Source organism: Frigoribacterium sp. PhB160 (assembly GCF_003751785.1).
In the GTDB taxonomy this organism is placed as follows: Bacteria; Actinomycetota; Actinomycetes; order Actinomycetales; family Microbacteriaceae; genus Frigoribacterium.
The window spans coordinates 482,472-502,114 of record NZ_RKIE01000003.1; the positions used below are offsets into that span (position 1 = coordinate 482,472).

Sequence of the window (19,643 nt, forward strand, 5' to 3'; positions counted from 1 at the left end):
TGGGCTCATGCCCACCCTCCTGCACCTCGACTCCTCGGCCGACCTCCGCGCCTCGCGCTCGCGGGCCGTCACCGCGGCCTTCGCCGACGCCTGGCGCGCGCTCGGCGACGACCACGTCGTCGTCCGTCGCGACCTGCACGTCGACCAGCTGCCCCACCTCAGCGACGCCTCGCTGCACTGGCCGCCGCGCCTCCGGCCCGAGGGGGCCTCGCCCGACCCCGCCCACGAGGCCCTGCAGCACGAGCTCATCGCCGAGCTCGTCGCCGCCGACGTCCTCCTCGTCGGGGCGCCGCTCTACAACTACACGGTGCCGTCGACCCTCAAGGCCTGGATCGACAACGTCCACCTGCCCGCCGTGACGGCTCCGTTCGACGGCGACGACCAGCAGCCGATGCTCGGCAGGCCCGCCGTCGTCGTGACGAGCCGCGGCGGCTCGTACGACGCGGGCTCGCCCACCGAGGGCTGGGACCACGCGGTGCCGGTGCTCGACCAGATCCTCGGCAAGACCCTCGGCATGGCCGTCGAGGTCATCGAGACGAACCTGACGCTGAGCGACCTCCTCCCCATGCCGCCCGAGGCCCGCGAGCGTGCCGACCGCGAGCTCGCCGCCGCCCTCGAGACGGCCGCCGAGTCCGCTCGACGGCTCGGCTGACCCGCCGGCGAGCGACACGACGATGCCCAGGAGATCCGTGGCGAGGCGAGCCCAGGCGGCCTCGGCCCGCGTGCTCGGCTACGTCGCGGCGCTCGCCGCGGTCGTCGGCGTCGTGGCGCTCGCGAAGGGCAGCCCCGGGGTCGGGGGCCTGCTGTTGCTCGCCGCGTTCGTGCTCGTCGCCGTCGCGTACGCGCTCGTCCGCTCGGTGAACGCGGCCGCGCGACGGCGCTGAGCCGACCTCCGTCACGACACGAGGAGGCGCGGCTCGGCGCTGCCCGCCCCGGCCGTCCCCGAGGTGCATCCGTCCGGGCCCCGTCCCCCGGGCCGAGCCGATGTCGGCGGCCCCGCCTAGGCTCGGCCCCATGCAGAGCAGAACCCTCGGCCGCACCGGCCGCGACGTGTCCGTCATCGGCCTCGGCACCTGGCAGCTGGGAGGCGACTGGGGCGACGTGAGCGAGAGCGACGCGCTCGACGTGCTCGGCGCCTCCGTCGAGTCCGGCGTGACCTTCTTCGACACCGCCGACGTCTACGGCGACGGCCGCAGCGAGCAGGTCATCGGCCGCTTCCGTGCCGCCAACCCCGACGTGCCGCTGACCGTCGCGACGAAGATGGGCCGTCGCCTCGACCAGGTGCCCTCGAACTACGTCCGCGAGAACTTCGTCGCCTGGGTCGACCGGTCGCGGCGCAACCTCGGCGTCGACACGCTCGACCTCGTCCAGCTGCACTGCCCGCCGACGGCCGTGTACTCCGACGACGCCGTCTACGACGCCCTCGACGAGCTCGTCGCCCGCGAGGCGATCGCCGCCTACGGCGTCAGCGTCGAAGAGACCCGGCAGGCCCTGACCGCCATCGCCCGGCCCGGCGTCGCGACGGTGCAGATCATCCTCAACGCGTTCCGCCTCAAGCCCCTCGACGAGGTGCTGCCCGCCGCCCAGCGCGCCGGGGTCGGCATCATCGCGCGGGTGCCGCTCGCCAGCGGGCTCCTCTCGGGCAAGTACACGACCGAGACGACGTTCGCCGAGAACGACCACCGCTCGTTCAACCGCCACGGCGAGGCGTTCGACCAGGGCGAGACCTTCAGCGGCGTCGACTTCGAGACCGGCGTGACGGCGGCGCGTGAGTTCGCGGAGTCGGTTCCCGAGGGCGTCACCGTGCCCCAGGCGGCGCTCGCCTGGATCGTCGACCAGCCCGGCGTCAGCAGCGTCATCCCCGGCGCGCGCAACGTCGATCAGGCCCGGGCCAACGCCGCGGCGGGTGACGTGCAACTCGACGAGGGGCTCGACTCCGAGGTCGTCCGCATCTACGAGAAGTACTTCCGCGACGAGATCCACGCGCGCTGGTGAGTCCTGCGTCCACGTCGGGTCACGGACGCGCCAGCGCGCTGTGATCTGACGGCGGGGGTCGTCGCCCGGGGCGGACGGGCGCCGCTCAGGCGTGCCGCGACCCCTCGCCCGCCAGCACCGCGCGGTACCCCTCGCGGAAGGTCGGGTACCGGAACTCGAAGCCCGTCCCGCGCAGCAGCGCGTTCGACAGGCGCTTGTCGCCGCCGCCCTGGCGCCCCGTCGGTGCAGCATCGGCGCTCGCCTCCGGTGGCGCGTCGACGCCCAGCTCCCCGGCGAGAAAGACCAGCACGTCGTCGAGCCGCACCGGCTCGTCGTCCGTGCCGAGGTAGAGGGGGGCCGGCTCGTCGAGTCCGGCCAGGTGCACGATGGCGGCGGCCGCGTCGTCGCGGTGGATTCGGTTCGTGTGCGGCGAGGTCCCCGGCGAGAGGGTCGCGCTGCCCGCCCGCACCTGCTCGATCAGGCGCTCGCGGCCGGGCCCGTAGATGCCCGACAGGCGCAGCAGGGTGGCGAGCGGGGCGCGCGACCGGAGCCGCGCCTCCGCGTCGACCAGGACGTCGGCCGTCGGCGTCCCGCCGCGGGCCGGCGTCTCCTCGGTGACGACGCTGCCGCCGTCGACGTCGTAGACCGCGGTCGACGACACGACGAGGAGGCGCGGGTCGGCCGCCGACCGCTCGATCCCGTCGAGCACGTGGTCCAGCCCGTCGACGTAGGTGGCCCGGTACTCGGCCGGGTCACGACTGCCCGCGGCGAGGGCGACCACGACGAGGGTCGCGTCGTCGTCGATGACGGGCACCTCGTGACGGAGGTCGACCGCGCGCCCCTCGATCTCCGCGGGCAACGCCTCGGGGTGCCGGCGCAGGCCGACCACGCGGTGCCCGAGCCTCGCGAAGCGGAGGCCGGTCTCGGTGCCGAGGTCGCCGCAGCCGGCGATGACGATGCTCATGCAGCGACCCTACGGGCGAGGCGCTGAGAGCGCCTCGCGCCGGTCGAGCGTCCACGGATCGTCGCCCGGGGACGGGCGACGCGACGAACCGTGGACACTCGGCACCGCGAGGGGAGGGAGGGCTAGAGGCGCTCGAGGGTCGCGGGGTCGAGCTCGCCGCCGAAGTACTTCTCGAGCGCGGCCGAGAAGCGCCGCTCGGACGGGTCGGCCTGCGCGAAGAGCGTGAGCGACGACCGCAGCTTCACGGCGTCGATGACGCCCAGCACCTCCTCGGCGTCGTCGCCGGGCAGCTCGAGCAGGGCGTCGACCGCGTCGAGCAGCCGCGGCCCGAGCAGCGGGTGCGCGAGGTAGGCCCGCGCCTCGCCGATCGTGCCGATCGCGTACCGTCGTGCGGTCTCGCTCGTGCCGAGCCCGGCGACCTGGGGGAAGACGAACCACATCCAGTGCGTGCGCTTCTTCCCGTTGCGCAGCTCGCGGAGGGCGCGGTCGGCGGTGCCGCCCTCCTCCTGGGCCGTGACGAAGCGCTCGAGGTCGTGGCGCGAGGCGAGGTCGTCGGGCGACAGGGGGGCATGGGGGCCGGTGGCGTCAGGCGTCCCGGGTGCATCGGTCGAGTCGGTCATGTCCCCGGTCTACCGCGCCCGGGCCGAACGCGTTAGTCTGGTCGGCTGCCCGCCTCCCGGCAGCGCGAGACCGCCGCGCGCACCCGCGGCCCGAGGGCCTCCCATGACCCCGCACGACACCGCCGTCCCCGACGGCCCCGTCCACCCCGTGACCGGCGTCCGCGTCGAGCAGCTCGTCGTCCCCGCGTCGGTCGACGCGCACGACGCGGCCGACTTCCTCGAGTCGGTCGAGGTCGAGAACGCGATCCGACGCGACGCCGTCGGCTCCGACGAGCTCTCGTGGGAGGCCGCCGAGCTCCTCCCCGGGCTGCTCGACACGACCTGGGCCGACCGCCGCCGCTTCGTGGTGCGCGAGAACGGGGTCGCGGTCGGGTTCGCCGACTACGAGACCCGGCGCGAGGGCGACGCCGCCGGCACCGCGTGGGTCGACCTCGGCGTGCTGCCGGACGCTCGCCGCCGCGGCTACGGCACGCTCCTCGCCGAGCACCTCGAGTCGCTCGCCGCCACGGAGGGCCGGTCGCAGCTCATCGCCTACGTGCGCTCGCTCGGCGACGGCGAGCCCCGCCTCGCGCCGCCGACCGGGTTCGGCTCGGTGCCTGCGGGCAACGGCGAGGTGCGGTTCCTCCAGCGCCGCGGCTGGGAGCTCGGCCAGGTCATGCGCTGCAGTCGTCTCGCCCTGCCCCCGGACGAGGAGGCGCTCGCCGCCGTCCGCGACCGGGCCCGGGCCGCGGCGGGCGACGAGTACCGGCTGCACACCTGGGTCGGACGCTCGCCCGCCCGATGGCTCGCCGACCTCGCCGACCTCGAGACGCGCATGAGCACGGACGCCCCGTCGGGCGGCGTCGACGAGCCCGAGGACGTCTGGACCGCCGAGCGCGTCGCCGACGAGGAGGAACGCTCCCTCGCCGGCCCCCGCACCCGCTTCACCGCCGTCGTCGAGCACGTCGCCTCCGGCCGGCTCGCCGGGTTCAGCCAGGTCGAGGCGCCCGCCTCGCGCGAGCGTCCCGCGTTCCAGCAGGACACGCTCGTGCTGCGCGAGCACCGCGGCCACCGGCTCGGCTGGCTGCTCAAGGTCGCGACGACCGACCTGCTGCTCGCCGAGCGCCCGGGGCATCCCGCGGTCATCACCTACAACGCGGAAGAGAACCGACCCATGCTCGACGTCAACGAGGCCGTCGGCTTCGTGCCGCTCGAGCACGAGGGCGTCTGGAGCAAGAAGGCCTAGCCCCGGGAGGGGAGCCGAGGGGCAGGGAGGCGCGGCGACCAGGGGAGCCGGCCCGCGCCTCCCCGGGGCCCGTCGTCAGGCGGTGAAGTCGGCGCTGATCTCGGCCGTGACCTCGATGTCGGCGGGGGAGAGGTCGAAGACGGCGTCGCCGCCGCCCGTCGCCATCGTCGCCGCGCGGGCGAAGCCGAAGCCGCCCGAGCCGGTCCCGCCGGGGCGGAGGCCGGGCTCCCACACGGCCTGCAGCGTCGGCGTCGCGAGCCCGAGCGCCTCGGCGTAGTCGCCGGCCCGGGCGACCGCGTCGGCGACCGCCGCGACGCGGGCCGCCCGCTCGGCCTCGGGGCGGCGGTCGTGGCTGAGCGACCACTCGATCCAGTCCACGGCGACGCCGTCGCGCTGGGCGACCTCGGTCACCCACGCCGCGAGCACGTCGAAGTCCTGGAACCGCACGTCGACGGTCGACCGCGACCGGAACCGCACGACCGGCTCCCGCCGCGCACCCTCGGCGGACCCCGAGGAGGCGCCCCCGCCCTCCCCCGCGACCGGTTCCGTCACCAGCCCCACCGACACGCCCTGCGCGCTCCACCAGGTCGCGGCGCCCTGTCGGCGGTGCCCGGTCGCCTCCTCGGCGACGCGCGCGTGGAGGGCGACGCTGTCGCGGACCACCCGCTCGCGGTCGTCGCCGTCGAAGCCGAGGGTCAGGTGGACGACCCCTCGCTCGGCTCGGTGGCGGTGGGTCACGGAACCGGACACGGAGATGGTCGCCACGGTGCGCCTCCTGCTCTCTGTCGGCCGAGCCGGGCGACCGAGCGGTCGCCGCGGGGCTACGGCGTGGTGGTGGCGTCGTCGACGAGCTCGTCGACGGCGAAGGGGCTGGTGACGCGCGAGATGAACGCATTCAGGTCGTCGAGCTCTTCTTGGCTGACGCCGTGGGCGAGGCCGGGGTAGACCGTCTGCTCGGCGTCGGCGTGCTGCTCGAGCCACGCGGTGGTGCGCTCGACGGCGGCCGTCGGGATCACCGAGTCGATGTCGCCGCGGCCGTAGAAGACCGAGGGCCGGAGCTCGGCGAGGGCCTCGTCGCGAGCGGTCGTCGCCTCAGAGGCGTCGGGGACGACGAAGCCGGCGAGCACCGCCGCCCAGGCGAAGCGCTGCGGCGCGTGGCGGAGCAGCTGCAGCGACAGCGACCCGCCCTGGGAGAAGCCGAGCAGCGCGATGCTCGGGTGGGCGTCGCCGAGGGAGTCGACCCAGGCCAGGACGCCCTCCGCGGCCTCGTCGACGGGGCCGGGCTCGGGCGAGCCGGGGGTGTCGAGCGGATACCACGACCAGCCGTCGCCGTGCGGGAGGGGGGCGCGGAGCGAGGCCAGCACGAGGTCTTGCGGGAGGTACGGGGCCAGTCCGATGAGGTCGCCCTCGTGCGAGCCGACGCCGTGCAGGAGCACGAGCAGGGGGCGGCCCGCCCGGTCGGCCTCGTCGGCGGACCAGCGGATGAGCGCGGGATCGATGGTGACCATGGGGCGAGCCTAGCCAGGGCCGCCGACGCGGGGCGCGCCTCCTCGTGTTCGCCGCTGGCGATTCCTCGCCCGACTGTCACAGGCGACTAGTAGACATGGGCCATGAGCTCCGTGCAGACACCCGACCCCAATCCCGGCTGGCTCTCCGAGGAGGAGCTGCACCAGATCAGGCAGCGCCTGCCGATCCTGTACGTCGAGGCGGTGCCGGTGCGCACGGACGGCATGGGCATCGTGACCGAGGTCGGCGTGCTGCTGCGGGCGTCGCCCGAGGGGTCGATGTCGCGCATGCTCGTGTCGGGGCGCGTCATGTACGGCGAGAGCCTGCGGACGGCGCTGTTCCGCCACCTCGAGAAAGACCTCGGGCCGATGGCGTTCCCGCAGCTGCCGCCGTCGCCGGTGCCGTTCCAGGTCGCCGAGTACTTCCCCCTGCCGGGGTCGTCCGTCTACACCGACTCGCGGCAGCACGCCGTCTCGCTCGCCTACGTCGTGCCCGTCACCGGCACCTGCGACCCCCGGCAGGACGCGCTCGAGCTCACGTGGCTGACGCCGCACCAGGCGGCCAGCGCCGAGGTCGCGGACGAGATGGAGGGCGGGCGCGGGGCGCTGCTGCGCAGCGCGCTCGCGTCGGTCGGCGCGCTGCAGTAGCGCGCGGCGCGCCGCGCCGCGCCGCGCGGGTGCGCGCCGCGCCAGCCTCCGGTGTTGCACCGTCTGACCGGCACTGCACCGTCGGGACAGAGGGTGCGACGCCGGGTCGGCGGTGCAGCACGATGGTTCTCCACAGGCGGGGAGGCGCGGGTCGCGTCCCCCGGCCCGTGTCCGTCATGCTCGTCCGATGCGTGACGTGTCGGCCTTCATCATCCGCCGGAGTGAGGTGGTGGCCGACGGCGGCGACAGCTCGGCCCTGGAACGTGATGCCCGAGCGGGGTGCCTGCGCCGGCTGGCCGCGGGCGCATACGTCCGTTCGGACGACTGGGGCATCCTCGACCCTGAGGAGCAGCACGCCGCCCGTGTGCACGCCGTCGTGCCGCGGCTGGGTCTCGAGACGTTCGTCTCGCACGAGTCGGCGCTCGCGCTGCAGGGGTTCCCGCTGCTGGGCGACTGGCCGACGAGGGTCCATGTGATCGCGCGGGGGCGTCCGCGTGCCAAGGTCTCCGCCGGGCTGCACCGCCACGCCGTGCCGCTGAGCGATGACGAGTGGCGCATGGTCCAGGGCCTGCCCGTCGTGCTGCCCGCCCGCGCCGCCGTCGACGTGGTCAGGGACCGTGATCTGCGGGGAGGGGCCGTCGTCCTCGACCACGGTCTGGCGAGCGGGGCGTTCGTCCGTGCGGACCTCGACGCCGTGCTCGCCGACCGCTGTCGGGTGCCGGGCAGCCGGAGGGCCGCCGCCTCGGTGGCCTTCGCCGACGGGCGCTCCGGTTCGCCGGGGGAGTCCCTCAGCCGCGCCGTCATCCACGCGGCCGGTCTGCGGGCGCCCGTGCTGCAGGCACGGTTCCCTGCGTCGGGACCGCTCGTCGGGATCGTCGACTTCTGGTGGCCCTGCTGTGGGGTCATCGGCGAGTTCGACGGAGAGTCCAAGTACCTCGACGAGGCCCTGCGGGGCGGGCGCACGGCGAAGCAGGTCGTGATCGACGAGAAGTGGCGAGAGGACGCGCTGCGCGCGCAGCCCGATGTCCGCGGCTTCGTGCGGTGGGACTGGTCGGACGCGCTGCGTGGCGAGCCGCTCCTGCAGAAGCTCGCGCGCGCCGGCGTCTGCTGAGCGCGGGTCGCCCCGTCGGGTCGGGGGTGCGGGTCGCCCCGTCGGGTCGGGGGTGCGAGTTGCACCGTCGGATCGGCGTTGCACCGTCGGGACTGGCGGTGTGGTGCAGGTCTGGGGGTGCGGCGCCGCGCGGGCGCGGCGCGCAGCGCAGCGCGACGCCCCCAGGCGGCGGCGGTGAGCCGCGCCCGGGGGCGTCGCGTGGGGGTGGTGCGGGGGCCTAGCGGCCGCTGCGCTGGCCGCCGCCGCTGCGCGGCTTGCCGCCGACGAGGCCGCCGACCTTGAGGCCGCCGGGACGACCGCCGTCCGAGGAGGCGCGACGCGCGCCGCCGCCGGAGCGCCCGCCCGACGACCGCTCGCCCTGCGACGCCGCGAAGTCGGCCTGGTCGTTGCGCACGGCGTTCGTGCGGCTCTGGCCGCCGTCGCTCTGCGCGCGGCGACCCGGCTGACGGGTGCCGCGAGCCTCGTCGCGCGCACCGTCACGCGCACCGTCGCGACCGCCCTCGCGGACCGGCGTCACGGCACCACGGCCGGACTCGGTCGAGTAGAACGTCGACGCGCCGCCACGGGGGGCCGCGTCACGTCGCTGCGACCCGTCACGGGCGCCGCGACCGCGACCCTCGCCGCCGCCGGCGCGACCGGACTCGGGGGCGCGGCCCGCGCCTCCGGAGCGGCCGCCCGCCGCGGGACGACCCGAGCGGTCGGCGCGGGCGATGGGGGCACCGGTGGAGTCCTGGCGGGCGGCACGCTTGCGCTGCGCGTTGGCGCCCTGCGAGCGACCGCCGCCGCCCTGCTGCTGCTGCTGCTCGGACTTGGGGGCGGGCTTGACGTACGCCGCAACCTCTCCGACGAGCGCCGCGACCTCGGGTGAGGAGGGCGTGACGGCCGTGGTGGTCGGACGGATGTCGGCCTTCTTCATCAGCTGGGCGACGTCGCGCTTCTGGCTGGGGATGACGAGGGTGACGACGTCGCCCTCGGCTCCGGCGCGGGCGGTGCGGCCCGAACGGTGGAGGTACGCCTTGTGCTCGGTCGGCGGGTCGACGTGGATCACGAGCTCGATGTCGTCGACGTGCACGCCGCGGGCCGCGACGTCGGTGGCGACGAGGACGCGGGCGGTGCCGTCCTGGAACGCGGCGAGGTTGCGGTCGCGCTGCGGCTGCGACAGGTTGCCGTGCAGGTCGACCGAGGGGATGCCCGACTCGGTCAGCTTCTTCGCGAGCTTCTTGGCGTGGTGCTTCGTGCGCATGAAGAGGATGCGGCGGCCCTTGCCCGAGGCCAGCTTCTGCACCAGGGCGTTCTTGCTGTCGAGGTCGGGGGTCTCGAAGACGTGGTGCGTCATCGCGGCGACGGGCGAGTTGGCCTCGTCGACCGAGTGCAGCACCTCGTTGTGGAGGAACTGCTTGACGAGCTTGTCCACGCCGTTGTCGAGGGTCGCGCTGAAGAGCAGGCGCTGGCCGTCGTTCGGGGTGGCCTTCATGATGCGGGTGACGCCGGGCAGGAAGCCGAGGTCGGCCATGTGGTCGGCCTCGTCGAGCACGGTGATCTCGATCGCGTCGAGCTTGATGAAGCCCTGCTTCATGAGGTCTTCCAGGCGGCCGGGGCAGGCGATGACGATGTCGACGCCCGACTTCAGGGCCTGCACCTGGCGGTTCTGCGAGACGCCGCCGAAGATCGTGGTCGTGTTCATGCCGTAGGCCGCGGCCATGGGGGCCAGCACGGCGTCGATCTGCGTGGCGAGCTCGCGGGTCGGGGCGAGGACGAGGCCGAGCGGGCGGCCCGGGCGGCGCTTGCCGCCGGCGAGCTTGCCGCCGAGGCGCGCGGCCATCGGGATCGAGAAGGCGAGGGTCTTGCCGGAGCCGGTCTTGCCGCGGCCGAGGACGTCGCGCCCGCCGAGGGTGTCGGGCAGGGTGTCGACCTGGATCGGGAAGGCGTTCTCCTTGCCGTCCTTCGCGAGGGCGGCGACGATCGGGGCGGGGACGCCGAGCGAGGCGAACGAGACGGCGGGCGCCTCGGTCGAGTCGGTGGCGGAGCCGGTCGTGGGCTCGGTGGTGAGTGACATGCGTGCCTTTCAGGGGCAGGTGTCGAGCCGGGCCGAGGCTGCGGGCCGCGCGGGCCGGTCGCGCTGACGAGGGTCAGGGCGCTCCGGGGAACGGCGGTGCAGAGCCGGTGAGCGGCTGTCGTAGCCGGGCTCGAGGTGTGGCGACGGTGCAGGTGTGCACGATCGTTTCGCCGCAGAGTGAGCTTCGCGCGCCTGCTGGATGCCTGGGTGTGTGCCAGGTCGGGAGGCGAGGAGGGGCGTGCTACGACGCAGGGAGCCGGTCGAGCCGACTCGCAAGTGGTGCCAGTCTAGCGGCCGAGCGCCCAGAACGCGAGGAGGCGCGGATCAGCCCCCGAGGAGACCCGCCCCGGCGGCCCGCCCGGCCGCCTGCCCGGCCCGCCCTCAGTGCGATCCGTCGTACCGCTCGCCGACGGGGATCTCGACCTTCACCCGGTTGCCCGGCTGGGCGAGCGGGCAGGCCCAGGCGGGGTCGTAGGCGCAGCTCGGGTTGTAGGCGAAGTTGAAGTCGAGCACGAGCGATCCGGGAGCCTCGCCGGGGCCGAGGTCGGCGCCCTTGACCGTGTCGAGCAGGTAGCGGCCCCCGCCGTAGGTGCCGCCGGGCTGCCCGGCCAGGGCGTCGCCGACGGGCACGAAGATCCCGCCGCCGTACGACCGCAGCCGCCAGACGTCGAGGCTGCCGACGCCGGGCACCTCGACGAGCCCGACCCGGTCGAACGGCACGTCGCCGTCGGTGCCGGTCGCCACGACCATGCGGTGCGGCTCGGCCGCCGTGATGGGCACCTCGAACCGCCAGGCCGGGTCGTAGGGGGCCGTCGGCAGGCCGGCGAAGCCGGGGCGGTCCTCGGGCAGCAGCGGGGTGACGCCGCTCGTCGAGAACAGTTCGTCGCGGGTGCGCCGCCAGAGGTCGTGCGCGGCGACGACGTCGTCGGCCTCGCGCACCTGCCGGTAGAGGCCGTGGATCGTGCGACGCCAGTGCGCGAGCTCGAGCCCCGAGTCGAGCGGGGAGACGGGCTCGCCACCTCCCGAGGTGGGACGCGAGGTGGGACGCGAGGCGGGACGCGCGGCGGGGTCGGACGACGGGGCGGGGGTCGGGGTGCTCACGCGGTGCACGGTAGTCGCGGGCCGGTGGGGGAGGCCGGGGGCCGCAGCCTCAGCCCGCGTGGCGCGGGTGCGCCTCGGGCGTGCGCCAGCTCGGCGCGAGGGCGCGCATCCGCAGTCCGCGCCACTGCCAGACGAGCCAGAGCCCGGGCCAGAGCAGCGGTCCGAGCAGCCCGGCGTGGAAGACGAGGCGGTCGCGGAGCAGGGTCCCGCGGTCGCCGGTGGGCGAGACGGCCATCCGGTGGTCGATGCGCATCCGGGCGAACTGGCCGCTGGTGCCGCGACCCGTGTCGCGCTGGATCCACGCCCCGTCCCGCTCGTGCCAGTCGAGGTCGACGTGCGTGTGCCCGAGGGGGAGCAGGCCGAGGATGCGTGCGGAGACGGGGTGCGCCTCCTCGTCCCAGCGGTCGGGGAAGCCCGAGGGCTCCTCGGAGCGGTAGCGCACGAGCGGCGTCGTCACGGCGACCATGACGGCGGGGTCGCGCAGCGCGTCGGCCGCGGCGTCGACGGGGCAGGCGAGGCGGATCTTGAGCTGGACGTGCATGGGTCGAGTCTGCTCTCTCGGGGTGGGTGAGCGCCGCGCCCTCGGCCGTCGGCGGCCCGGGGCGAGAGCCGGCCGGAGGCGCGGGTCGGCCCCCGCAGGCCCCCTCGCGTAACGCGGTGCAACACCGGTGCGCCCGCCGGCCCGGGCTCGTAGCCTCGACCCGTGACCGACCAGCTGAGCGCCGTGCTGCCCGACCTCGCGACCCGCTGCCCGGCGGCGGACCCGGCGCCACTCGAGCAGGCGACGTACCAGGTGCGGTTCGACCACGGCGTGGCCGGGGCCCGGCGCATCGTGCCGGGAGCCCACGTCGTCGTCGTGGCCGACGCCCTGGACGGGCACGGCACGCTGTGCAGCGCCGACGTGCTGGCCCGCGTCGCCGCGATCGCCGACGACGGGGCGGACGTGGTGCTCGCCGTCTCGGGCTCCGACTCGGAGGCGATCGCTCGGCTCGTGCTCGAGCGCCAGGCCGCCCGGGGCGACCGCGCGTTCGTCGCCGTCGTCGCGGCCGGCGCGGTCGACCTGGTCGACGGCGGCGAGCACTTCCGCCCCGCCGTCGAGGACCAGCTCGTCGCCGGCTCCGTCGTCGACGCCCTCGCCGCGGCCGGGGTCGACTCCTCGTCGCCCGAGGCCGCGCTGGTGTGCGCGGCGACCGTCTCGCTGCGGGGGGCGGTCTCTCACCTGACCCGCGCCTCCTCGTCGGCGGTGCAGCTGCGCTGAGGGTCGGTGGGCGGGCGTGCTCTCCGCCGCGTCACGTCCTGGACATGACGTCGCGCTTCGTCACGACGTCACGTGCAGAACGTGACGCGACGCGGGCCGACCGTGCACCCGCACCGGGAATCAGACCCGCGGGCGTAGCGTTCCCCCCGTCGGACGGCTGACCGACACCCGTTCCCCGAGGAGAACCCCATGAAGGCTGTGCTGAACGACGGAACCGTCATCGCCGAGGCGGCGAAGGACGACCTCATCTCGATCGAGGGCAACTGGTACTTCCCGCCCGCGAGCGTCAAGAGCGAGCTCCTCACCGAGAGCCCCACCGCCTACCACTGCCCGTGGAAGGGCGACACGCAGTACTTCAGCGTGAAGCAGGGCGAGACGCTCCTGCAGGACCGAGCCTGGAGCTACCCCACCCCGATCCCCACCTCCTTCGACCGCGTCGGCAAGGACTACTCGGGCTACGTCGCGTTCTGGAAGGACGTGCAGGTCGTCGAGTAGTCGACCCGGGCCTGGCGCCTGACGGGCCGGGCAGGCCCCCTGCGTGACCGCTGCGCCCTCCGATCCGGGGGGCGCAGCCGCACGTCCGGGCTCAGCCCGCGAGCCGGGCCCGGTGCGCCCGCACCTTCGCCCGGTTGCCGCACCGCTGCATCGAGCACCACCGCCGCGATCGTCCGCGGGACTCGTCGCGGTAGACGAGGCCGCACAGCGGGTTCGCACAGCGCCGGAGGCGCGACTCGTCCCCGCCCCCGAACCCGACCTCGTCGAACAGCCGCACCGCGTCGCGGGCGACGGTCGCCAGCGCCTGACCCAGCCGCAGCCGCCCCGCACCCGCCTGCCGACGACCGCCCGCGAGCGACGGCGGCACGTCGGGCAGCGCCGCGAAGAGGTTGACGGTGTCGACGTCGTCGGGGTCGGGCGAGGTCGCGTCGACCGCCGCGACGGCCAGCCGCGCGGTGGCGTCGCGGAGGGCGCGGGCGTCGGCGAGCTCTCGGTCGGAGGCCGCGCCTCCCACGCCCGGCCACCGCTCGGCGACCCAGTCGTCGAGGTCGGCGGGCAGCAGCAGCCCGTCGTGCGGCGTCGAGCCGTCGGCCGGCAGGGCGAAGCCCGACTCGGGGCCGAGGCGCGACCCGGCGCGGAAGCCGCCGAGGTACGCGAAGTCGAGCCCGAGCGAGCCCGAGTCGAAGAACCACGGGGTGCCCGTGTCGGAACGGAGCCACTGACCAGTCACCTGACCACCCTAGGCGGTTTCGCGGCGGGCTCTCGAGGCGGGTTCGTCAGGTCGGCTCGTCAGGCCGGTCAGCGCAGCAGGACGCACCGCGGAGGCGCGCCTCAGACCGCCCGCTTCGTCCAGCTGATGAGGTGGGCCGGGTCGTACCGCCGCGAGCAGCGTCCGCAGGCGAGCGGCCGCTTCGGCTCGCGGTAGCGGAAGTGCTCGTGGCCCGCGGCGCAGACGCCGACCCAGGGTGCGAGCTCGGACGCGATCGCGCCGTCGTGCAGCCGGTCGCCCACGTAGCCGAGCTCGGCGGCGGTCGCCTTCCAGCGCGGACCGTGGCCGGCGCGCGACCCCGCGACGGCGTGGGCCACCTCGTGCAGCAGCACCTGGTGGATCTCGTCGTCGTCGTACCGGCCGGCGAGATGCCGCGAGACCGAGATGCGCTTCTTGCCGTAGTCGCAGAGGCCGGCGCGGGTCTTGGCGTTGTCGAACGCGAAGGTCCACGCGGCGGGGTCGAGGTGCAGGGCGATGAGGGCGTCGGCCCAGCGACGCACCCGGTCGAGGTCGGCCACGACGGGTCAGCGGGCCCGGTGCTGCCGGCGGCCGAGGCCGGGCCGGCGGGGCCGGTCGTGCCCGCACCCGTGCCCCGGCTCGCGCCCGTGCTCGCGGCCGTGCGCGTGCCCGGGCTCGCCCTCGTGCGCGGCGTGGACGACCGGCGAGGAGGCGCCGGTCACCGCCGCGGGAACGGCCAGGTGGTCGGCTGGTCGTCGCGCGGCAGCCCGTCGACGACGCCCGTCACGCCGGTGGTGCCGGGGCGGGGGTCGTCCTCGTTGCGGTCCTCGTCGTCGTGCGCGGGGGCGTCGACGACGGTGGCGCGCTCGCGGTCGCGGTGGCCCGCGGCGTTGGCGGCGAGGCCGGAGATCTTGCTCCAGAGGCTGGCGTCGGCGCGGGGAGGCAGCGCGGGCTCGGGCTCCTCGACGGGGGCCGGGGGCTGACGCGGGCTCCAGGGGCTGCCGGCGTGGCCGGTGCCCCCGGTCGACGGGCCGGTGCCCGCCGGGTCGGCCGACGCGGTCGCGGGCACCGAGGTGATCGGGCCCGAGAGGTCGACGGGGTTCGTGTCGCCGGGGCGGGCGTCGCCGGCGCCGCCGACGGGGCTGCCGCCGCCGATGAGGGCGTCGACCCCGCGGGGGCGCGGGGCGGCGGGGGCCGGTGCCTCGGTCGGCGCGGGGGCGGCGACCGGCTCGACCGGTCCGGTGCCCGCGAGGTAGGCGCGGACGACGCCGTCGAGCGCCGAGCGGAGGTCGTCGATGCGGTCGCGCGGGGCGCCGGTCGCCTCGAAGGCGAGCAGCGCCTGCGAGAGGGTGTCGCGGGCCTCGTCGTGACGGCCCAGGTCGAAGAGCGTGTAGCCCTCGAGCTCGGCGGCGGCGGCCTCGAGCTCGCGCCACTCCTCCGTCGAGGCGGTGATGCGGCTCGTGTGCAGGTCGTTGAGCGCGCGCTCGAGCTTGCCCTGCTCACGGAAGACGTGGGCCCTCCGGATGCGCGCGGCCGTCGAGTCGGCCCGGTCGCCCGTGAAGTGGGCCAGCCGGAAGGCCTCCTCGGCGATGGCGAGCGCCTCGTCGAGGCGGCCGAGGGTGCGGAGCAGGTCGGCGCGCTCGCCGAGCGCAGAGGTGCTGCGGCTCTGGCCGAGGGCCGCGAGACGGGCCTCGGCGGACGGGACGTCGACGGCGGTGCGGAGGCTCACGGGGTCGAAGCCGTGCGCGGAGTGGCCCTGCCGGGGCGCCGGCGCGGAGGGCGCGCCACGGTCCGGCTGCGTGCTCGGGCGGCGGTCGCTTCCGGGTGCTGATCCTGAGGAGGGGGCGTGCGGGCTCATCGAGTACGAGGGTAACCGCCCGGCACCCGTTCGGGGCGAGCGCCGCGCGCGGGCGTCGCGCGCGACGCGCTACTCGACGGGCTCGAGGGGGACGCTGACGATGCGGTCGTCGCCGGCGGAGGGCGAGCCGCGGCCGTCGGTGTTGTTCGTGACGAGCCAGAGGGTGCCGTCGGGGCCGGGCAGCACGTCGCGGATGCGGCCGAGCGAGTCGTCGCCGGCGAAGCGCTCGGTCGGGGTCGCCTCCGACTCGGCGGGCACCTGGATCTCGAACAGCTTCTCGCCGCCGAGCCCCGCCATGAACAGGGTCGAGCCGACCGCCGTCAGGCCGCTCGGGCTCGCGTCGTCCGTCGACCACTGCAGCAGCGGGCTGATCGTGTCGCCCGAGCTCGAGCGGCCCTCGACGTCGGGCCAGCCGTAGTCGGCGCCGGGCGAGACCGAGTTGAGCTCGTCCCACCGGTCTTGCCCGAACTCGGCGGCCCACATGCCGCCCCAGGCGTCCCACGCGATTCCCTGCGGGTTGCGGTGGCCCATCGACCACACGGGCGACCCGGCGAGCGGGTTGTCGGTCGGCACGTCGCCGGTCGGCGACAGCCGCAGGATCTTGCCGGCGAGCGAGTCGGGGTCGCGCGCCTCGTCGCGGAGGTTCGCGTCGCCCGTCGTCACGTAGAGCATGCCGTCGGGCCCGAACGCGAGGCGGCCGCCGTCGTGGTTCGACGCCTTCGGGATGCCCGTGAGCACCTCCTCCTGCGGGCCGAGCCCGTACGAGCCGGGCTCGCCGGTGATCGGGGCGCGCACGACGCGGTTGTCGTCGGCGGTCGTCGCGTAGGCGTAGAGGTACGACGGCGAGCCGGCCAGCACGGCGAGCCCGAGCAGCCCGCCCTCGCCCTCGTGCACGACGCCCTCGATCGTCGCGACGTCGCGCAGTCCGCCCGAGGCGTCGAGCTCGACGACCCGGCCGCTGTCGCGCAGGCTGACGAACGACGAGCCGGTGTCGAGCCGCACGACCGACCACGGGGCCTCGAGCCCGGTGACGACGTCGGTCGGCTCGGCGCCGTCGGCGACCCGCACGGCGGCCGTGTCGGTGGTCGCCGCGACGGGGCCCGGGCCGGGCTCCGCGGTGACGGGGGCGCTCGAGCGGGTCGGGGACGAGTCGGGGGCCGAGGTGCCCGCGTCGTCGCCGGAGGTGCAGCCGACGAGCACGAGCGCGACGACGAGGGCCGTCGCCGCGGTGCCGACGCGCGTGCGTCGGGGGCGGTGCTGTCTCGGTGTCATGGTCCGCGCCTCCTGGTCGTCCCCCCATGAGACACGAGGAAGGCGACACATGGGGCGCATCGTTGCACGACCGTGACGACTGAGCATCTGTCGTCATCGGCCGGAGGCGCGGTGCGGCCTACGCGCTCGGCGTCAGCTCGGCGCGGAGCGGGTAGTCCTGCCCCTCGAGGATCAGCTGCGCGCCCGCGCCGGTGCGCAGGTTCACGACCACCGGCGCGAGCAGGTTGACCGTCATGCCGCTCTCGGCCGGGGTCGCGACGACGAGCAGCAGCGCCTCGGCGGGCGTCTCGAGCTCGAGCAGCGCCGTCTGCTCGTCGGTGAGCACCGGCGAGTAGTCGCCGAGGTGCACGCTCGCGTCGAGCACGAACAGGCGCTGGCCGCCCTCGGAGCGGAGGGCGAAGAGCCCGGTCGCGCCGTCGATCTCGTCGAGGACGAAGTCGACGACCGGCTCGAGGCCGAACGGCGGGGCGGTGAAGGTCACGGGGCGGGTCGTGGTGCTCATCGGATGAAGTCCATCAAGGAGGTCTGGAGGACCTTCGCCGTGACGGCGAGGGCGGCCTGGTACGAGTTGTTCTTGAGCTGGAGGTCGAGCACGGCCTGGCCGAGGTCGAGGTCCTCGATGCCCGAGCGCTGGGCCTCGAGGGTGACGGAGGTGTCCATGAGGGTGTCGTCTGCTCTCAGGAGCTGGGCGTGGCTGGCGCCGATCCCCGACTGGACGCCGCGGAGGTCGGTCACCCTGGCGTCCAGGGCGGTCAGGTGGGTGGCGACGTTCGTCGCGCCGGAGCGCAGGTCGCCGGTGATCGTGTCGATCAGGGAGAAGACCGAGGCGGGGCCCGTGCCGAACGCGGCGGCTCCGTCGGCGTCGACCCGCACCGTGGTCTCGGCGCCGACCCGGCGGGTGACCGCCGAGCCCGCCGTGCCCGTGTACGAGAAGTCGTCGCGGAAGGCGACGCCCGCGTCGGAGGTGCCGGCGAAGACGCTGCGGCCGTTGAAGCTGGCGTTGGCGACGGCGAGGAGGTCCTTCTTCAGGCCGTCGATCTCGGTCGCGATCGCGTCGCGGGCGCCCTGCGAGAGGGTGCCCTCGTTCGCGCCCTGCAGGGTGAGCTCGCGCACCTTGGCGAGCAGCGAGTCGGCCGAGCTGAGGGCCGTGTCGGCCGTCGACAGCCAGCCGTTGCCGTCGTCGACGTTGCGGCTGTGCTGCACGAGGGCCGACTGCAGGCTCTTGACCCGCAGCGCCTCGGCGGCCCCGGTCGGGTCGTCGCTCGGCTTCGAGATCTTCTGCAGGCTGGAGGCCCGGCCCTGCGCCTCGGCGACGCGGGAGGCGCCGGCCTGCAGGTTGTGCTGCGACTGCAGGGCGGTCATCTGGTTGGTCACGCGCGTGAGCATCACGGCTACCTCCCGACCCGGCCCATGCCGTTGATGAGGGTGTCGAGCATCTCGTCGATCGCGGTCATGACGCGGGCGGCTCCCTGGTAGGCGTGCTGGTAGCTGAGCAGGTTGACGTTCTCCTCGTCGAGGCTGACCCCGGCACCGGAGAGCTGGCGGTTCTTCGCCGACGACGCGGCGAGGTCGGTGAGCGTCGAGCGGTCGCCCTCGCTGCCCGCCGCGGCGCCGACGCCGGCGACGACGGCCGACCACGTGGCGTCGGGCGAGCCCGTGCCGACCCCGACCTGCGAGATGGCCTGCGCGACCGAGCCGTCGAGGGCGCCGCCGCCGGCCTTCCGCGAGGCGATGCTCGCGGCGTCGGTCGGCACGACGACGAGGCCGCGGGCCGCGGGCACCCCGGCGGTGAGGCGGAAGAACTCGCCGCCCGCCGTGCCGTCGGCCTTCACGCCCGTGGAGTGCACGGCGTTGACCTGGGTCGCGAGCTGCGTGGCGAGGGCGTCGTACGAGGCCGCCGCCTGGGCGAGGGTGCCGCCCGTGCCGGTCGCGTTCGCGGGGGCGAGCAGGGAGACCGCCCCGGCGAGCGTGCCGCCGTCGAGCGCGATCGACTCGTCGGGTCGGTGGGTCCAGCGGATCGAGACGGCGGCGTCGCCCCCGGCGGCCGCGGCCGCCATGGAGTGCTCGCCGACGACGGTGACGCTGCGGGCAGTGGTGCCGCTGACGAGGGCGTTGCCGCCGATGAGGACGTCGACCGTGCCGTCCGCGGCCTGGCGCACCGTGCCTCCGGCCAGCGAGGCGATCTGCTCGGTGAGGCGCGAGCGGGCGTCGACGAGCTCGTTGGCGCTGACGCCCTGCTGCTGCGCGGTGCGGATGCGGTCGTTGAGGTCGGCGACCTGCACGGCCGCCGAGTTGAGCTGCGTGGCGAGGCCGTCGACCTGCTGGCGGACGCCCGACCACTGGGCGTCGACCGCCGACCAGCCGCTCGCGATGCTGCCGGCGAGGGTCGTGGCCTGGCCGAGCAGGGTCGCCGCGGGGCCGGCCTGGCTCGGGTTGTTGCCGACGTCGCTCCAGGCGTTCCAGAACTTGCCGAGCTGGCTCGCGATGCCCGTCTTGCTGGGCTCGCCGAGCGACGCCTCGAGGGTGGAGAGGGCGGTGGCGCGCACCGACTGGTAGCCCGCGGCGGCGGCCGTGCCGCGCACCTGGCCGTCGACGAGCTGGTCGCCGAGGCGGGCGATCGCGTCGACCGTGACGCCCTGGCCGGCGACGACGCCCGAGCTGAAGATGCCGACGCGGGTCGGCGCCTCGATCGACGACGTCGTCACGCGCTGGCGGGTGTAGCCCTCGGTGTTGACGTTGGCGATGTTCTGGCCGACGACGTCGAGGCCGGTGCGGGCGGCGACGAGGCCGCTGTAGGCGGTGTTCAGGCTGCCGAAGGTGCTGACCATG

22 protein-coding genes are annotated in these 19,643 nt (G+C 75.2%); 8 read left to right on the forward strand and 14 right to left on the reverse strand.

Features of this window, described 5'->3' with window-relative positions:
- Positions 1-7 precede the first annotated feature (7 nt).
- From EDF38_RS15270 to EDF38_RS15280, 3 genes are all read left to right on the forward strand, one after another.
- Entirely contained in the window at positions 8-652 is a 645-nt protein-coding gene (locus tag EDF38_RS15270) for an FMN-dependent NADH-azoreductase (RefSeq protein WP_123357087.1), read from the forward strand.
- Positions 653-689: 37 nt separating this feature from the next.
- Positions 690-884, forward strand: a complete 195-nt coding sequence (locus EDF38_RS15275; RefSeq protein WP_123356847.1) for a hypothetical protein — start codon at positions 690-692, stop codon at positions 882-884.
- Between the two features lie 130 nt (positions 885-1,014).
- On the forward strand, positions 1,015-1,995 hold the full coding sequence (locus EDF38_RS15280; protein WP_123356849.1) for an aldo/keto reductase: 981 nt from the start codon (positions 1,015-1,017) through the stop codon (positions 1,993-1,995).
- Positions 1,996-2,080: 85 nt separating this feature from the next.
- Here EDF38_RS15280 and EDF38_RS15285 read toward each other — a convergent pair whose 3' ends face one another.
- Entirely contained in the window at positions 2,081-2,938 is an 858-nt protein-coding gene (locus tag EDF38_RS15285; RefSeq protein WP_123356851.1) for an SDR family NAD(P)-dependent oxidoreductase, read from the reverse strand.
- 122 nt (positions 2,939-3,060) lie between these two features.
- On the reverse strand, positions 3,061-3,558 hold the full coding sequence (locus EDF38_RS15290; protein ID WP_123356852.1) for a DUF1810 domain-containing protein: 498 nt from the start codon (positions 3,556-3,558) through the stop codon (positions 3,061-3,063).
- A 103-nt stretch (positions 3,559-3,661) separates the two neighbouring features.
- Here EDF38_RS15290 and EDF38_RS15295 point away from each other — a divergent pair, with 103 nt between their 5' ends.
- Entirely contained in the window at positions 3,662-4,783 is a 1,122-nt protein-coding gene (locus EDF38_RS15295) for a GNAT family N-acetyltransferase (RefSeq protein WP_158613401.1), read from the forward strand.
- A gap of 75 nt (positions 4,784-4,858) precedes the next feature.
- Here the strand turns inward: EDF38_RS15295 and EDF38_RS15300 are convergent, their stop codons facing one another.
- Positions 4,859-5,548: an SIMPL domain-containing protein gene (locus tag EDF38_RS15300; protein WP_158613402.1), complete on the reverse strand. Its 690-nt coding sequence runs from the start codon at positions 5,546-5,548 to the stop codon at positions 4,859-4,861.
- Between the two features lie 56 nt (positions 5,549-5,604).
- Positions 5,605-6,291, reverse strand: coding sequence for an alpha/beta hydrolase (locus EDF38_RS15305; protein WP_123356858.1), 687 nt, complete (start codon positions 6,289-6,291; stop codon positions 5,605-5,607).
- Between the two features lie 102 nt (positions 6,292-6,393).
- Between EDF38_RS15305 and EDF38_RS15310 the strand changes: the two genes are divergently transcribed.
- A complete protein-coding gene (locus tag EDF38_RS15310) occupies positions 6,394-6,936 on the forward strand; it encodes an NUDIX hydrolase family protein (RefSeq protein WP_123356860.1) in 543 nt (180 codons plus the stop codon).
- Positions 6,937-7,123: 187 nt separating this feature from the next.
- The gene (locus EDF38_RS15315) at positions 7,124-8,047 is read left to right on the forward strand and encodes a hypothetical protein (RefSeq protein WP_123356862.1); all 924 of its coding nucleotides are present in this window, start codon (positions 7,124-7,126) and stop codon (positions 8,045-8,047) included.
- A 217-nt stretch (positions 8,048-8,264) separates the two neighbouring features.
- On the opposite strand, the gene EDF38_RS15320 is transcribed toward EDF38_RS15315, so the two are convergent.
- The 3 genes from EDF38_RS15320 to EDF38_RS15330 all read right to left on the reverse strand — a co-directional run bounded on the left by EDF38_RS15320 (position 8,265) and on the right by EDF38_RS15330 (position 11,745).
- Complete coding sequence (locus EDF38_RS15320) at positions 8,265-10,103, reverse strand: DEAD/DEAH box helicase (protein ID WP_123356864.1); 1,839 nt, start codon at positions 10,101-10,103, stop codon at positions 8,265-8,267.
- A 381-nt stretch (positions 10,104-10,484) separates the two neighbouring features.
- Positions 10,485-11,063 (reverse strand): DUF1684 domain-containing protein, encoded by a 579-nt coding sequence (locus EDF38_RS15325; RefSeq protein ID WP_233572504.1) that lies wholly within the window; start codon positions 11,061-11,063, stop codon positions 10,485-10,487.
- 190 nt (positions 11,064-11,253) lie between these two features.
- Positions 11,254-11,745, reverse strand: coding sequence for a hypothetical protein (locus EDF38_RS15330; RefSeq protein WP_123356868.1), 492 nt, complete (start codon positions 11,743-11,745; stop codon positions 11,254-11,256).
- 162 nt (positions 11,746-11,907) lie between these two features.
- Between EDF38_RS15330 and EDF38_RS15335 the strand changes: the two genes are divergently transcribed.
- Together EDF38_RS15335 and EDF38_RS15340 are read left to right on the forward strand one after the other, a co-directional pair.
- Positions 11,908-12,462, forward strand: a complete 555-nt coding sequence (locus EDF38_RS15335) for a hypothetical protein (protein ID WP_123356871.1) — start codon at positions 11,908-11,910, stop codon at positions 12,460-12,462.
- A 189-nt stretch (positions 12,463-12,651) separates the two neighbouring features.
- Positions 12,652-12,957, forward strand: a complete 306-nt coding sequence (locus EDF38_RS15340; protein WP_123356873.1) for a DUF427 domain-containing protein — start codon at positions 12,652-12,654, stop codon at positions 12,955-12,957.
- 91 nt (positions 12,958-13,048) lie between these two features.
- On the opposite strand, the gene EDF38_RS15345 is transcribed toward EDF38_RS15340, so the two are convergent.
- From EDF38_RS15345 to flgK, 7 genes are all read right to left on the reverse strand, one after another.
- A complete protein-coding gene (locus EDF38_RS15345) occupies positions 13,049-13,687 on the reverse strand; it encodes a CGNR zinc finger domain-containing protein (RefSeq protein ID WP_123356875.1) in 639 nt (212 codons plus the stop codon).
- A gap of 101 nt (positions 13,688-13,788) precedes the next feature.
- Positions 13,789-14,244 (reverse strand): SprT-like domain-containing protein, encoded by a 456-nt coding sequence (locus EDF38_RS15350; RefSeq protein WP_123356877.1) that lies wholly within the window; start codon positions 14,242-14,244, stop codon positions 13,789-13,791.
- Positions 14,245-14,402: 158 nt separating this feature from the next.
- Entirely contained in the window at positions 14,403-15,413 is a 1,011-nt protein-coding gene (locus EDF38_RS15355) for a M48 family metallopeptidase (protein WP_123356879.1), read from the reverse strand.
- A gap of 198 nt (positions 15,414-15,611) precedes the next feature.
- Entirely contained in the window at positions 15,612-16,814 is a 1,203-nt protein-coding gene (locus EDF38_RS15360) for a sorbosone dehydrogenase family protein (RefSeq protein ID WP_199734758.1), read from the reverse strand.
- A 118-nt stretch (positions 16,815-16,932) separates the two neighbouring features.
- The gene (locus tag EDF38_RS15365) at positions 16,933-17,316 is read right to left on the reverse strand and encodes a flagellar assembly protein FliW (protein ID WP_123356882.1); all 384 of its coding nucleotides are present in this window, start codon (positions 17,314-17,316) and stop codon (positions 16,933-16,935) included.
- Positions 17,313-18,188, reverse strand: coding sequence for a flagellar hook-associated protein FlgL (gene flgL, locus EDF38_RS15370; RefSeq protein ID WP_233572493.1), 876 nt, complete (start codon positions 18,186-18,188; stop codon positions 17,313-17,315). Before flgL ends, EDF38_RS15365 begins: the two co-directional genes overlap by 4 nt.
- Positions 18,189-18,205: 17 nt before the next feature.
- Complete coding sequence (gene flgK, locus EDF38_RS15375) at positions 18,206-19,642, reverse strand: flagellar hook-associated protein FlgK (RefSeq protein ID WP_123356884.1); 1,437 nt, start codon at positions 19,640-19,642, stop codon at positions 18,206-18,208.
- Position 19,643 lies beyond the last annotated feature (1 nt).

What these genes read in the sequence shown, in the direction of transcription:
- EDF38_RS15315 (WP_123356862.1), top strand. Translation starts at nt 7,124, where the DNA reads ATGCGTGACGTGTCGGCCTTCATCATCCGCCGGAGTGAGGTGGTGGCC.
- EDF38_RS15280 (WP_123356849.1), top strand. Translation starts at nt 1,015, where the DNA reads ATGCAGAGCAGAACCCTCGGCCGCACCGGCCGCGACGTGTCCGTCATC.
- EDF38_RS15340 (WP_123356873.1), top strand. Translation starts at nt 12,652, where the DNA reads ATGAAGGCTGTGCTGAACGACGGAACCGTCATCGCCGAGGCGGCGAAG.
- EDF38_RS15310 (WP_123356860.1), top strand. Translation starts at nt 6,394, where the DNA reads ATGAGCTCCGTGCAGACACCCGACCCCAATCCCGGCTGGCTCTCCGAG.
- EDF38_RS15290 (WP_123356852.1), bottom strand. Translation starts at nt 3,558, where the DNA reads ATGACCGACTCGACCGATGCACCCGGGACGCCTGACGCCACCGGCCCC.
- EDF38_RS15285 (WP_123356851.1), bottom strand. Translation starts at nt 2,938, where the DNA reads ATGAGCATCGTCATCGCCGGCTGCGGCGACCTCGGCACCGAGACCGGC.
- flgK (WP_123356884.1), bottom strand. Translation starts at nt 19,642, where the DNA reads ATGGTCAGCACCTTCGGCAGCCTGAACACCGCCTACAGCGGCCTCGTC.
- EDF38_RS15365 (WP_123356882.1), bottom strand. Translation starts at nt 17,316, where the DNA reads ATGAGCACCACGACCCGCCCCGTGACCTTCACCGCCCCGCCGTTCGGC.
- EDF38_RS15270 (WP_123357087.1), top strand. Translation starts at nt 8, where the DNA reads ATGCCCACCCTCCTGCACCTCGACTCCTCGGCCGACCTCCGCGCCTCG.
- EDF38_RS15295 (WP_158613401.1), top strand. Translation starts at nt 3,662, where the DNA reads ATGACCCCGCACGACACCGCCGTCCCCGACGGCCCCGTCCACCCCGTG.
- EDF38_RS15305 (WP_123356858.1), bottom strand. Translation starts at nt 6,291, where the DNA reads ATGGTCACCATCGATCCCGCGCTCATCCGCTGGTCCGCCGACGAGGCC.
- EDF38_RS15330 (WP_123356868.1), bottom strand. Translation starts at nt 11,745, where the DNA reads ATGCACGTCCAGCTCAAGATCCGCCTCGCCTGCCCCGTCGACGCCGCG.
- EDF38_RS15360 (WP_199734758.1), bottom strand. Translation starts at nt 16,814, where the DNA reads ATGACACCGAGACAGCACCGCCCCCGACGCACGCGCGTCGGCACCGCG.
- EDF38_RS15320 (WP_123356864.1), bottom strand. Translation starts at nt 10,103, where the DNA reads ATGTCACTCACCACCGAGCCCACGACCGGCTCCGCCACCGACTCGACC.